Genomic DNA, 12853 nt, shown 5'->3' on the forward strand with positions numbered 1-12853 from the left:
CCGAACTCGAAACCGCGTACTACGCTCAACCAGCAAGCCCAGCCCACTGCTGAGCTGCCACACCGATGAGTCTCCGGACACCCCGGGGCGGTTCACTCGGCCGATTGACCCCATCGAGTACAAAACCCTCAAGAGCCAGGTCGCCACAACCGCGACCTTAGTGGGGACTGTCCGGTGAACGGTGTAAGTGATCGTTTCTAGTTGGTGTTGCTGGGGACGATGCGGCCCTCGAAGGTGGTGGCGAACGCGTTCAAGGGTGCCTTCCAGCGCATAGCCCAGCGTGCGCGGCCGCGCCCGGTGGGGTCAAGCGAGCGGGTCACCAGGTACAGGCATTTCAGTGCGGCCTGCTGGTTCGGGAAATGACCCCGGGCCCGGGTCGCGCGGCGATATCGCGAGTTCAACGATTCGATCGCATTGGTCGAGCAAATCACCTTCCTGATTTCGGCATCATAGTCCAAGAACGGAATAAATTCTTGCCATGAGTTGCGCCACAGGGTGATAATGGCCGGATACTTGACTCCCCATTTGGCGGTGAACTCGTCGAACCGCGCGGCCGCGGCGGACCCCGTGGGCGCGGTGTAGACCGGGCGGATGTCCTTGGCGATCGCGTCCCGATCGGCCTTGGAGGCGTAACGGAACGTGTTGCGTACCAGGTGAATGACGCAGGTCTGGACGGTGCACAGCGGCCACACGTTGACCACCGACTCGGCCATGCCCTTCAGCCCGTCGCAGACCAGGATGCAGCAGTCTTCGACACCGCGGTTTTTCAGTTCCGCGAATATCGCCATCCAAAACTTCGCGCCCTCGGAACCGTCACCAACCCAGAGGCCGAGAATGTCGCGTTCCCCATCGACGGTGACGCCGATCGCCACATACACCGGCTGGTTGGTGACCTGCCCGTCACGGATTTTCACCATAATAGCGTCCACGAAAATAACCGGATACACCCGATCCAGCGGACGGTTACACCATTCGGTCATCTCCTCGACCACAGTGTCGGTGATGCTGGAGACCGTGTCCTTGCTGATCTGGGCGCCGTAGGTCTCGGCGAAGTGCGCCGAGACCTCCCCGGTGGTCAACCCGCGGGCGGTCAGTGAGAGCACCATCTCGTTGACTCCCTGCAGCCGGCGTTGGCGCTTGCGCACGATCTGCGGGTCAAACGAGCCGTCCCGATCCCGCGGCACCTCGATCTCGACCGGGCCGATATCGGTGGTTACCGTCTTCGTGCGGGTCCCGTTCCGCGAGTTGCCACCGTTGCGCCCGGCCGGATCGTGCTTGTCGTAGCCGATATGCTCGGCCAGCTCCGTCTCCAGCGCGGTCTCCAGCACCTGCTTGGTCAGCCCACTCAGCAGCCCATTCGGCCCGGTCAGCTCGACACCCTCCTCGCGTGCCTTCGCCACCAGCTCAGCCGCAAGCTCCTGCTGCTCAGTCGTTAACGAGTCCATCGACTCGATCATCTCGGTCATCAGCGATCCTTCCCGCCAAGAACACTCGGCGTGTCAGGACCACTTACACCGTTCAACCGACAGACCCGCCCACGCGGGTGTCGAGGTCGCGGTGGCGGTAACCGTTGCGCTGGGCGACCCGCTCGGGACTGGGCCGACCGTACTCGGCGCCGGCGACCGCGTCAGCGTCCGCAGACAGCAGCTCGTTGATGATCGTCTGCAGCATGCTGCGCATCAGATCCGGGGACGCTTCGGCCAAGGCTTCACCGAGCAGACCATGAGGGTCGACAATATGAGCAGCGGCCATCGTGATGACTCCGTTCGAGGATTCTGTGGAAGGTTGACTCGAAGGATCACACGATGGCCGCTCCCTCGTCCGAGACGACCACACCAGCCACCGCACTACACCACTATGCGGGACTCAACTACCGTCGATGCGGGCATGCCGAGCCGGCCCGCGATCTGCACCGGCCCGAGCCGGTGCCGCCACCGCAGCCGCACGATCGTGCGCACCACCTTCGGCGGCGTCCGAGTCGAACTGCCGTGCGGACGTAAACTGCGGTCGGTCATCCCGGCAACGCCGTCGGCACGGCACGGTACCGCTCGGCGCACTTCGTGGCGGTGCGTGCCGAGATCATGAAGATCGTGGCCGCGGCCGCATAGGTCCAACCCCGGTCGGCAGTCAGCCGAGCCGGGCGCAACGCGAACCAACCTCCGTGAACATCACATCTCGGGCGCCACGTCGTCGATTTCGTACACCAATGCCGCGGCGACCTGATCGAACTTGGCGGTCAGGTCGGTCTCGTCGGCCGCGCCGATATAGACGCTGGCCACGTGGTAGCTGTAGCTGTCGCGATGTGGCTTCTCGGAGAGCACGTCGCCGGTGTGCGCGATGAGGTCGATGGTGATGCCGGGCACGATCCGCTCGATCGCCTGGATTTCCTCGCCCGTGGGGTGGCGACGGACATAGCCGTCGGTGAAGCGGCGCACGAAGCATTTCGCTGCCATCGGATACCGACCTTTGCGGTGCGGGAAATCGGGGTCGCGGCCGAGGGCCAGGCGCAGCATCACTTCGTGATTGGACATGCCGTCGACGTCGGCGAACAGTTCCGCGTGGGACTGGGAGTGCCGGGGGTTGATCTCGAGGAGGGTGATCGCGTCGGTGCCGGGATCCCAGAAGTATTCGATGTTGAAGGTCATGCCGTCGAGCCCAATGGCGGTGACCAGCCTGGTGGAGATGTCGTCCAGCCGGGCGGTGACCTGTTCGGGCAGCGTAGAGGGGTACTGAAACCGAAGGAAGCTGGGGCTGTTGTCGTAACGCACCGAGTCGATCACTCCGTAGAGCACGACCTCGCCCTGATAGCGGTATCCTTCCACGGTGAGCTGGCGACCGGCGATCGCTTCCTCGGCCAGACACATCTGGCCACCGACCGCGGCGATCTCAGGCGGTAGCTCGAGGTGTTCGAGGAGGGCGTCGAACGGTTCGCCGATGCGGCCGATGCCCTCGCGAATCGTGCCCAGCGCCTGGCGAAACGCATCCTGGTCAGCGACGCCGAAGGCGAGCACCGAGGAGAACGACTTCACCGGTTTGATCCACAGCGGGTAGCGCAGGTGTTGCGGTGGATTCTGGTCGTGCGCGGGATCGACCAGGCCGAAGGGCGGGTACTCGTCGAGGATTTCCCGTTGGATCAGGCGGCTCCAGTACTTGTGCTCGCACTTGATCAGTTCCTCCAGGCTCGCCGCAGGCAGGCCGTAGCGTCGGCGCAGCAGCGGCACCATCGCACTGACCGGGAAGTCCCAGAACCCGATGATCGCGTCGATCGGGCCGTCGAAAGAGTCGAGCACCCGTTGGGCGGCTTGCAGCGCGCCGTTGAACGAGATCTGCGGCCCGTAGATTTCCTCGTAGGTCAGCACAGGGTGGAAGCGGTACTGTGCGGCGTCGTTCACGCCCTCGAGAATCTGCCGGTTGTGCTCGTCGAGCCCGATCACGAACACGTTCTTACGTGCGCCCATACGCCGGTTTACCCAGATCGTGCGCCGCCTACACCAACGCGAGGCGACATTCCTGGAGCAGTCATGATCACCATTGGCGCTGAACCCACACTTGCCACACCTCGATGGTCGCCACCGGCGCCTACGGGTGATCACTCGTGGGCGCGCTCAGGGAGCAGACAGTCGCCCGGTTCACTGGACTGAAGCAGAAGATCGATGACGGCTTCACCGACATCTGCCGCGAGCCCGCCCGGCCGGTGTGCGTGCCTACAAGCCGCCGGAGCCCCACGGGCCCCAGATCGCGCAGGTCAGCCCGTTGGAGGACTGGATGTTGACGTACAGCGTCTGCTTATCCGGACTGAACGTGGTACCCGCGAACTCGTCGCCGGTCTGGCCCTCCATGTTGTTCTTCGCGAAGTCGAAGATCTCTCCGTCGGTGGTCAGGCCGCGCAGGTACTGCGTGTCGTTCACCCCGTCCTCGCACAGCACCAGCGTGTTCCTGCGGCTGGTGGTGACGTTGTCGGGCATGTCCAGGACCTCCTGCGACGGTGACTCGTAGACGAGCTGGAGGGTGGACGTCGGTGCGTGGTATGCCCAGATCTGGCCGCGACCGTTGCCGTAACCGGGTGGAGCCGGTGCGTCCGACGGCTGGTTGCCGCCTTGCGTGGAGCAGAAGTAGATCGTGTTCCGGTCCTCGACCGCGCCTTCGAGCCGGGCGAACAGCGCCGCCCCGCTCGCGCGACCCTGCTCGCCGACCGCGACGACGGCCTGGTCATTACTCGGGGTGCCCGTGAACGTGGGATCCGGGTCGTCGATGGTCACCCACTCGCAGTCGAAGACCGCGCCGACCCCGGGTGCCGGCTCGTCCACGCCCCCGAGATCGGCGTTCGCCCACCCGGTGACAGCAAGCATCTCCAGCCGGCCACCGTCGACCAGCCTTCCCGCGCTTCTCGGGTTGACCGGTGGAAGGTAGCGGTAGAAACCCGACGGGAAGCCGAAATTGTCCTCGGTGAGATAGACGGCGCCGTCGTGCGGGCAGTAGGCGGCGGCCTCGTGGGCGAACCGGCCCGCCGCACGGACCGGCTCCGCGGCCGACCGGCCGCCGGAGGGAACGTCGAAGACGTAGCCGTGCTTCTCCTCCAGCTTGGTGTTGTCCCCGCCGGTGAAGTCCGGCCCCACATCGGGACCGTTGACGGTCTCCTCGCAGGTGATCCAGCTTCCCCACGGCATGGGTCCGCCCGAACAGTTCATCTGCGTTCCGCTGATGCTCACGAAACTGTCCGCGACGTTGCCGAAGCCGTCCACGAGGATGGTCGTCGTGCCGCCTCCTGCCATCGCGTCGTACGCGTCTCCGGTGTCCCCGAACGCGCCGACCGGACCGTTGACCTCGTGGTTGCGGACGAGAGCGGTCAGTCCCCGCGACCCGCGGAAGGCCGCCATCCCGTCGTGGAAGCCGGGAATCGTCACGCCGTCACCGAGGCTGTCGCCGCTGGGATGAAACGAGCGGTAACGGAACCCGCGCGGTAGCAACAGCCGCTCCACACCGTCCCGCTCGTCGGGTGTGGACTCGAGCGGGCCGTAACCGAGCGGGTGGTTGCCGTTCCGCGCTCGCGAACCCTGGCTCGCGTGAGCGATGAAGCCGTGAAACGGACCACCGACGAGGAGGCTGCCTGCGCCGACCACAGCCGCGCGCCTCATGAAATCGCGACGATCAATAGCCATCGAACTCACCTTCTCCTGTACGTGTAGCTCGGTATCCGTCCCCGGCGAGGTGGCAACGGCCCTGGGGGTGCCCCCGGTACGCGGCCCGCAACCCGTTCCCCTGTATGTCCACAAACGACGTCGGTGATCAGGCAGGGCCCGGAGTTCGCAGGTTCGCCCATCCCATCCTCGGCGCGGCGCGCGAGCCCGCGCGGGCTCGACCCGGGCACGGCGCCATCGCCGAGGTCGGCTCGCCCCGGACACAGGCTGCTGCTCATGGCCGCAACCCTAAGCGTGCGACCGGCCTTCCGCGCCGGTGTTGCTCATGTGAGCAGCGTCGATTGTCGTAGCGATGGCTATCGGTGACACTGTTGTGATGCCGGGCACTGCTTACGACGAATCGCTGACCATACGGGCAGCCGAGCTCTACTACGGCAGTCATCTGACGCAGGGCCAGATCGCCGAGCGGCTGGAGGTCAGGAGGTTCAAGGTCGGCAGGCTCCTCCGGCGGGCACGCGAGACCGGGTTGGTCCGCATCGAGATCAGCCACCCGGCGGCCCGGGTCATCGATGTGGAGAACGACCTGCTCACATGGTTCGGGTTGCGTGCCGCGCATGTCGTGCACACCGAGTCCGACCCGGCAGCGACCCGCTGCCAGGTCGGCAGGACCGCCGCCGAGTTCGTCAGCTCGCTCCGGCCGCCACCTCGGCGTCTCGGTCTCTCCTGGGGAACCGCGATCGCGGCCTTCGCGCGTGCGCTTCCCGCCGACTGGTGCCGCGGGGTCGACGTGGTCCAGATCAAGGGAGGAGCCAGCCGCAGCATGACGCTCACCTGGTCGCACGAGATCCTGCTCCGCACGGCCCAGTCCACACACGGCACGGTCCACGAGCTCTCGGTCCCGGCGATCGTCGACCAGGAGGCGGTCCGGGACTCCCTCGAGCGGCTGCGCCCGGTCGCTGCGACGCTTGCCGCGGGGCGCCGCGCCGACGTCAAGCTCGTGACCATCGGCGCACTCCAGCGCCAGTGTTCACTGGCCCAGGTCGGCTACCTCGGTGAGGAGGAGATCGAGCGGCTACGGGATGCCGGTGCCGTCGATGACGTCAACAGCCGCTTCATCACCGCGGACGGCCGGCTCGCCGACCCTGCGCTGGACGCACGGACGTTGGGGCTGTCCCTCGACGACCTCAGCTCCGGCGGGAACACCGTCGGCGTCGTGACGGGGACAGCCAAAGCCACGGCGGTAGCCGCCGCCCTACGCAGCGGCGCCATCGACGTCCTCGTCACCGACGAGGCCACCGCCAGAGCCGTCCTCGACCAGGCACGGCCATCGGCCGACGACCCCGCAGGCGCCGCGCGGCTGCGTGACGGCGCTGCCGCCTGCGCCAAGCAGGCGGCGAGCAGACGGCGAGCACGGCGACAGTCAGGCTCGGCTAGCTTCCCGGCTTCATCGGTCGCCGGTCACCGATTGCGGCGGGGCACGCGTTGACGAGGCTCGTGAACCCGACCGCCTGCGGTATGGAACGACGCGAGGTCAGCGGTCCGGGAACGCGGGTGGGTCAGGTAAGCGGGTTGCCGTCGAAGACGCCGAGGTCTTCGCGATAGAACTCGAGGCCGACGCCGTTGGGGTCACGGATGTAGAGGCTGTCTTCGACGCCCCGGTCGGGACCGACGTAGTCGACGCCTGCTTCGTCGAGCTTCGCCTTCATGGCCGCGAAGTTCTCCGCGGATGTCGACAGCGCGATGTGCTGTACCGCGCCGATCGTCTCCCGGAACTCGGGATGATCATGTCCGGGGAAGTCGAAGAACCCGAGCAGGTTGCCGTTACCGACGTCGAAGAAGAAGTGGCTCGAGCCCGCGTAATCCCGATTCTCGACCAGCTCGACCAGCGGGAACCCCAGGAACTCCTGGTAGAACTCGATCGTGGTCGCCACGTCGCGGCAGATCAGCGCGACATGGTGGAACCCACCCACCGGGCTCGCCGCACGCCTGCCCTGCGGGTGAAGGTACTGTGCGCGCAGCTCCTCCCTGCGCGCGCGAACGGCGTCCAGCTCGGCACCTGCGGGTTGCGGCATGATGCGCTCCTCGGTCGGCGGCCTCCGCACTTCCTTCGCGGCTGGTACCCACGCTAGCCGCAGGACGCCCGCACGGCACGCCGGTCACGGCGACGGGCCAGCGCAGCGCGGCCTCAACCGCGAATCGCGCGGTTGATCAGGTCGCCGCTGCTGTCCAGGCACTCCGCGCACAGCACCGTTCCGCTATGCGGAAAGGTCACCCTCGCCAGCGAGCGCCGGCGGAAGCCGAGAAACGAGTCGCGCGAGTTGCGCTCGCACGAGTCGCATGCCGTGGTGTCGTTCCTGCCGAGGCGCACGGGCAACGCGTCGTCGGCCGCGGGATCGTGCGCACCGGACGAGACGGCGTGGAGGCCGGCCTCGATGCAGCTCGCGCAGATCGGTCCCGACGGGCCGGGTGCACGGTGCTGCCGCGCGCTCTCGGCGCGTGCGCAGAGCTGGCAAAGGGCAGGGGCATCCATGAAGCCCTGAGCATACCAGGAGCTACGTTCCCCGCACCCGGCCGAGCGCGGCGGGAAGCGCGCACAGATCAACGCCGATGACCGTCCCGCACCATCGGGTGGCACGACACGATCCGATCGGCGCGGAAGAGTGATGATCCCGGGGGCGCGCTCGTTTACCTGGTAAGGATGTCGGGAACAGGAGGTACGTGCCCATGACAGTGCCGTCGCTGGATTGGGCCCAGTGAGTCCGCGTGAGCGTCATGGACCGATTCTTCGAGCGCTACGAGCTGAGCCAGCACCTCGGCACCGGTAGCGTAACCGAGGCCTACCGCGGCCACGACACGCAGCTCGAACGCGATGTCGTGGTCAAGGCGCTGCGCTCGGATCTGGCAAGCGACCCGGACAAGCGCGAGTGGTTCCGGCAGCAGGCGCGTATCGCCGCGACCCTCGACCACCCCGCGATCGTTCCGGTGCGCGAGACCGGCGAACGCGACACCCCGGAAGGGCCCCGGCCCTACCTCGTGACCGACGACATCGACGGCAAGACGGTGCGCGAGGTGATCGCTGCCAACGGTCCCGTCGCCCAGGGGCAGGCCCTGAAGATCATCGCGGACGTCTGCGTCGCGCTGGACCACGCACACCGGCACGGCGTCGTACACGGCGCCGTCGACGACCGGTCCGTGATCCTCGGCAGGGGTGGCACGGTCATGGTGACGGATTTCGGCCTGACAGACACCGTGCCAGGCGATCACACGCGGACCCGGTCGACCGGTGAGGCGAGCGGCCCGACCGCGTACACCTCTCCCGAGCAGCTGCAGGGACGGCCTGCCGACGAACGCAGCGACGTCCACGCCGCAGGCGCGCTGCTCTTCCAGCTCCTCACCGGCACGGACCCCAGCGTGCTCGCCCCGCCGAACGGTCCGGCCGAGGGGCACGTCCAGCGGGATCGCAGGCGACCGTCCTCGGTCGATACCGCTGTGCCGCACACCCTCGACGCGGTGATCCTGACCGCGCTCGCCGAGCACCCCGACAGGCGGTACCAGTCCGCCCTGGCGCTGCGCGCGGACCTCGTGCGCGCGCTGTCGGGGCACGGGCCCGCAGCCACCGCCGGCTCGTCCGCCGCGGCCGAGGCCGGGGAGGACGAGCCCGAGCGGCGCAGCCGGCTGGTCCCGGTACTCGCGGCCGTGGCGATCGCGGCGGTCGCCTTCGCGATGTGGCTGGCAGGCCTGTTCGACTCGGGAGAGCACCACGCCGAGGTCCCGGTCGTGGTCGGCCAGCAGTACAGCTCGGCCGAGCGTAGCCTGCGCGACGCCGGCTTCCATGACCTGGACCGTCAGGCCGTACCGTGCTGGCCGGAAACCTACGGGGCCGAACCGCCCTGCGACGGCGACTCCGTCGGCAGGGTGATCGGCACCGACCCCGAGCACGGCACATCGCACCCGCTCAACACCCGGATCGTCGTCCACGTGGGTGCCCCGCCCGAGGTGTTCGTCATGCCCGACCTCACCGGGATGACCGTTGAGGAGGCGGAGCAGGAGATCGAGGACAGCGACCTGCTGCTGGACCCTGCCGAGGAGAAGGTGGACAACACCGACCCCGACCGCACAGGGAAGGTGGCCGAGCACACGCCCGAACCGGATTCGGTCACCGAGCAAGGCCAGGTCGTGACGCTCTCGATCTACGACGAACCCGAGATGGTCGAGGTCACCGACTACGTCGGCGAGAGCTACCGGGTCGCCCGCACCGGGCTGGAAGACGCGGGGTTCGAGGTCGTTCGCGAGGATGTGGACTCGGACGAGCCCGAGGACACCGTGGTGGGGCAGTCACCGCGCCGCGGCGAGGCCGTCGAGGGATCCGAGGTCACCCTGCGCGTCTCCCGGGGTGGCAACGAGCGCTTCGACATGCCCGATGTCGTCGGCCTGACCGAGGGCACGGCCCGCTCCACCCTCGACGACGCCGGGCACACCGGCACGGTCAAGACCCGCAGGCGGGCGGTCGGCGATGAAGCCGAGCACGGCAAGGTCACCTCCAGCATCCCGTCGGCAGACCGGTCCGTGCGCGCCGACCGCACCGTCACCCTCTACATCGGCCGCTACGAACGCGGGCTCGACACCGACGCCCCCGAGACCGGCGACGCGAGCGAGGACACGGATGACCCCGGCGACGGCGACCACCACACCACGAGCCCTCCGGCCGAGAGCTCCGAGCCGCCGCCCGGATCCGCTCCCGGGGATCCCGACGCGCGGTAGGCTCGCTCGACCACGCGCCCCGCCTTCGAGCTGTCCCGCACTCCTGCACAGTGGCTATGCTGCCCGCAGTGGCTCGACGTACGATCAACCCGATACTGCCGCTCGCGCTCGCGGCGGTGCTGTCCGGGTGCGATCCCACCCCTGGCAGCGACCCGACGCCGTCCCCGACCGCGCCGCAGCAGCAGACCGCGACCTCGCCGACCGAGTCGGACCCCTCGCCGGAGCCCCCGCGGCGGATCGCGCCGTTCGAAAGCCCCGGCGATCTCGCCGATGTCCTCGCCGACGCCGAGCAGGCCCTGGCCGATCCGGGCACTGCCGAAGCCGAGCGCACCCGGTGGGCACACGCACACCAACAGGCCTACCGCGACCTTGCTGCCAACCCGCAGTGGCGCGAGCCGGTCCGGAACGCCCTCCCGGAGGCCTTCCGGGAGACGTTCGACGCCACGTTCCGAGCCGTGCGGCAGCTACGGCAGCTGCACACCCCGGAGTCCGACGTGCCGTCCGGCTGGGAGATCCATCCCCCGCCGCCGCTGGACGAGCTGCGCGGCTACTACGAGGAGGCCGAACAGGCCTACGGCGTTCCCTGGTCCGTGCTGGCGGCCATCCACCTCGTCGAAACCCGGTTCGGCCGCATTCACGGCGACAGCAACGCCGGCGCCCAGGGGCCGATGCAGTTCCTGCCAGAGACGTGGCAGGCATACGGTGACGGCGACGTACACGACCCGCGGGACGCGATCATGGGCGCCGGACGCTACCTGGCAGCCAGCGGCGCCCCGGACAACCTCCGACAGGCCCTGTTCGCGTACAACCGCAGCGAGCACTACGTGGCGGCGATCCTGGCGCACGCCGAGGCCATGCGGCTCGCGGACCACTACGCGGACGCCTATCACCGGTGGCGCGTCTACTTCCGCACCGACGAGGGAGACGTCGTCCTGGAAGAGGGCTACGGAACCTGACACGGCCGCGCCCGCCCGGACGCCGGACGGCCTACCCGGCTCAGCCGAGGCCCGCTGTGTCGGCGAAGCGCGCGTCGACCTCCTCCTCCGTCAGCCCGAAATCGGCGAGCGCGTAGCGGTGTGCGGGTCTGCGCGCGCCCGAGGTGCTCTCCCGCTGCATCCGCAGCATCGCCTCGCGGGCCCGCCTGCTCATCTCCAGCCCGAAGTGGGCGTAGATTCCCTCCACGGTGCCGACAGGGTCGGCGACGAAGTCCTCGTAGGCGACGTCGTAGAACTGTGCCGGGTCGTGCTTGGCACGCTCCGCTGTGAACCGCCGCAACCCCCTGCTCCACAGCTCGAGCTGGTCGCGGCCGATCACCTCACCGGTGAACCGTTCCGACCACCCCTCGGTGGCGTGCGCGGCCAGGCTGCACACCGAAGCGATGGCGGTGCGCGGTGCGCGGTGGGTCTGTATCACGAGCGCGTCCGGATAGGTCGCCATCAACGCGTCCAGCGAGAACAGGTGGCTCGGGTTCTTCAACACCCACCTGCGATGCGCGTCGGGCAGCCCGATCAGCTGCAGGTTCCGCCGGTGCCGCTGGTAGGCAGGCGTCCAGTCCTGCTCGGCGAGCCACGCGGAGTAGGTCGGCACGTGCGCGAGGCACTCGTAGGACAGCGAGCGCAGCGACTGGCGCAACAGCTGCCAGCATTCCTCGACCATGTCCGCCGAGACGTAGTGCAGGCCCATGAACTCCGGATGGTCGATATGGTGCTGCTCGCATCCCGCCTGGATCTGCTGGAAGATCGGGTTGTCGTCCCAGGTTTCCCGCGGTGGCCGGGGCTGCGGCATCTCGGCAAGCCACAGCTCCAGCCCCTGGTTCGCCGGGTCGGCCGTGAGCAGCCGGTGCAGCGCGGTCGTTCCGGTGCGGGGCAGCCCGGTGACGAAGATCGGCCGCTCGATCCGGACGTCGGCGTGCTCCGGGTACTGCTTCCACGCCTGCTCGGCGAGCAGCCTCGCCACCAGCGCGCCGCGCAGGAACGATCGCTTGATCTTGTTGCCGCGCGGGGTCAGCCGCGCGTCGGCGGCATACGAGTCGAGCAGGACCCGCAGTCCGTCCGTGTAGTCGTCGGTGCCGAAGTCGTCGAGGCCGGTGAGCCTGGACGCCGACTCGTGCAGGTCCTCGACCGTACCGACGCTGTCTCGCACTGCTGTCATCGTTGACCGGTTCCTTTGTGGCTAGTGGTGGTACTCGCCGCCGTTGACATCCAGGCACTGCCCCGTGACCACCCGTGCCAGGGACGAGGCGAGAAACACCACGGTGTCGGCGATCTCCTCGGGCTCCGGGAGGGCACGCAGGTCGAGCGTTCCGGCTGTCTCGTCGTAGATGTCCTGCGGGGTGACCCCGCGTTTGCTGGCCAGGTAGTCGAAATACCACTTGAGGTTGTCGCCCCATATGTAGCCGGGCGCGACCGAGTTCACCCGGATGCCGCGTGGCCCGAGCTCGGCTGCCAGGCTCTGGGCCAGCGAGAGCAGCCCGGACTTGGCCAGCTTGTAGGCGCCGAACGTGCGCCGGGAGTGCCGCAGTACCGCGGAGTTGATCATGACGACGGAACCGGACCGCTCGGCGAGCGCGGGGGCGAACAGCCGCGTCAGGCGCAGCGCGGCCAGCACGTTGACGTCGAACGCGCTCCGTACGTCATCGAGGTCGACCGTGGCGAGGTCGCTCAGTGGCGGCATCGCGAAAGCGTTGTTGACGAGCGCGTCCACCCGGCCGAACTGGGCGAGGCCGGAGTCCAGCAGGTTCTGGCAGGCTGCGTCGTCCGTGATGTCGGTCGGCACGCTCAGCGCGCGGCGCCCGAGGTCGGCGACCTCCTCGGCCACGTCGGTCAGGCGCGACTCGGTGCGCGCGGCCAGCACGACGTCGGCCCCTGCCTTCGCGCACTGCACCGCGATGGCGCGGCCGAGCCCCGAACCGACCCCGGAGACCACGACGACCTTGCCGTCCAGCAGCATGCCAG

At 68.3% G+C, this 12853-nt stretch carries 10 protein-coding genes and 2 pseudogenes; 3 read left to right on the forward strand and 9 right to left on the reverse strand.

Annotated elements, in window-relative coordinates; translation table 11 throughout:
- Window positions 1-197: 197 nt before the first annotated feature.
- From CHB84_RS15730 to CHB84_RS15745, 5 genes and pseudogenes are all read right to left on the reverse strand, one after another.
- Window positions 198-1445, reverse strand: a complete 1248-nt coding sequence (locus tag CHB84_RS15730) for an IS256 family transposase (protein ID WP_245818781.1) — start codon at window positions 1443-1445, stop codon at window positions 198-200.
- 88 nt (window positions 1446-1533) lie between these two features.
- Window positions 1534-1752 (reverse strand): annotated as a pseudogene (locus CHB84_RS15735) (transposase); the annotation flags it as partial.
- A 119-nt stretch (window positions 1753-1871) separates the two neighbouring features.
- Window positions 1872-2146 (reverse strand): annotated as a pseudogene (locus tag CHB84_RS23590) (leucine zipper domain-containing protein); the annotation flags it as partial.
- A 22-nt stretch (window positions 2147-2168) separates the two neighbouring features.
- Entirely contained in the window at window positions 2169-3458 is a 1290-nt protein-coding gene (locus CHB84_RS15740; protein ID WP_089302383.1) for an ATP-grasp domain-containing protein, read from the reverse strand.
- A gap of 246 nt (window positions 3459-3704) precedes the next feature.
- On the reverse strand, window positions 3705-5159 hold the full coding sequence (locus CHB84_RS15745; RefSeq protein WP_089302384.1) for a PhoX family protein: 1455 nt from the start codon (window positions 5157-5159) through the stop codon (window positions 3705-3707).
- A gap of 355 nt (window positions 5160-5514) precedes the next feature.
- Between CHB84_RS15745 and CHB84_RS15750 the strand changes: the two genes are divergently transcribed.
- Complete coding sequence (locus CHB84_RS15750; protein WP_176439988.1) at window positions 5515-6624, forward strand: sugar-binding transcriptional regulator; 1110 nt, start codon at window positions 5515-5517, stop codon at window positions 6622-6624.
- Between the two features lie 70 nt (window positions 6625-6694).
- Here the strand turns inward: CHB84_RS15750 and CHB84_RS15755 are convergent, their stop codons facing one another.
- Together CHB84_RS15755 and CHB84_RS15760 are read right to left on the reverse strand one after the other, a co-directional pair.
- Window positions 6695-7210 carry a VOC family protein gene (locus CHB84_RS15755; protein WP_089302470.1) on the reverse strand — a complete coding sequence of 172 codons (516 nt, stop codon included), beginning with the start codon at window positions 7208-7210 and terminating at the stop codon, window positions 6695-6697.
- 113 nt (window positions 7211-7323) lie between these two features.
- On the reverse strand, window positions 7324-7668 hold the full coding sequence (locus CHB84_RS15760; protein ID WP_089302386.1) for a hypothetical protein: 345 nt from the start codon (window positions 7666-7668) through the stop codon (window positions 7324-7326).
- A gap of 242 nt (window positions 7669-7910) precedes the next feature.
- Between CHB84_RS15760 and CHB84_RS15765 the strand changes: the two genes are divergently transcribed.
- On the forward strand, window positions 7911-9899 hold the full coding sequence (locus tag CHB84_RS15765) for a Stk1 family PASTA domain-containing Ser/Thr kinase (protein WP_089302387.1): 1989 nt from the start codon (window positions 7911-7913) through the stop codon (window positions 9897-9899).
- A 68-nt stretch (window positions 9900-9967) separates the two neighbouring features.
- Entirely contained in the window at window positions 9968-10855 is an 888-nt protein-coding gene (locus CHB84_RS15770) for a lytic transglycosylase domain-containing protein (protein ID WP_217898581.1), read from the forward strand.
- 40 nt (window positions 10856-10895) lie between these two features.
- On the opposite strand, the gene CHB84_RS15775 is transcribed toward CHB84_RS15770, so the two are convergent.
- Together CHB84_RS15775 and CHB84_RS15780 are read right to left on the reverse strand one after the other, a co-directional pair.
- Window positions 10896-12050, reverse strand: a complete 1155-nt coding sequence (locus CHB84_RS15775; RefSeq protein WP_089302388.1) for a sulfotransferase family protein — start codon at window positions 12048-12050, stop codon at window positions 10896-10898.
- A gap of 21 nt (window positions 12051-12071) precedes the next feature.
- Window positions 12072-12848 carry an SDR family oxidoreductase gene (locus CHB84_RS15780; protein WP_089302389.1) on the reverse strand — a complete coding sequence of 259 codons (777 nt, stop codon included), beginning with the start codon at window positions 12846-12848 and terminating at the stop codon, window positions 12072-12074.
- Between the last annotated feature and the right edge of the window lie 5 nt (window positions 12849-12853).

The organism is Haloechinothrix alba (genome assembly GCF_900188115.1).
In the GTDB taxonomy this organism is placed as follows: Bacteria; Actinomycetota; Actinomycetes; order Mycobacteriales; family Pseudonocardiaceae; genus Haloechinothrix; species Haloechinothrix alba.

Excerpts from the sequence above, each read along its gene's own strand:
- CHB84_RS15775 (WP_089302388.1), bottom strand. The coding sequence starts at position 12,050 with ATGACAGCAGTGCGAGACAGCGTCGGTACGGTCGAGGACCTGCACGAG.
- CHB84_RS15750 (WP_176439988.1), top strand. The coding sequence starts at position 5,515 with ATGCCGGGCACTGCTTACGACGAATCGCTGACCATACGGGCAGCCGAG.
- CHB84_RS15765 (WP_089302387.1), top strand. The coding sequence starts at position 7,911 with ATGGACCGATTCTTCGAGCGCTACGAGCTGAGCCAGCACCTCGGCACC.
- CHB84_RS15730 (WP_245818781.1), bottom strand. The coding sequence starts at position 1,445 with ATGGACTCGTTAACGACTGAGCAGCAGGAGCTTGCGGCTGAGCTGGTG.
- CHB84_RS15780 (WP_089302389.1), bottom strand. The coding sequence starts at position 12,848 with ATGCTGCTGGACGGCAAGGTCGTCGTGGTCTCCGGGGTCGGTTCGGGG.
- CHB84_RS15760 (WP_089302386.1), bottom strand. The coding sequence starts at position 7,668 with ATGGATGCCCCTGCCCTTTGCCAGCTCTGCGCACGCGCCGAGAGCGCG.
- CHB84_RS15740 (WP_089302383.1), bottom strand. The coding sequence starts at position 3,458 with ATGGGCGCACGTAAGAACGTGTTCGTGATCGGGCTCGACGAGCACAAC.
- CHB84_RS15745 (WP_089302384.1), bottom strand. The coding sequence starts at position 5,159 with ATGGCTATTGATCGTCGCGATTTCATGAGGCGCGCGGCTGTGGTCGGC.
- CHB84_RS15755 (WP_089302470.1), bottom strand. The coding sequence starts at position 7,210 with ATGCCGCAACCCGCAGGTGCCGAGCTGGACGCCGTTCGCGCGCGCAGG.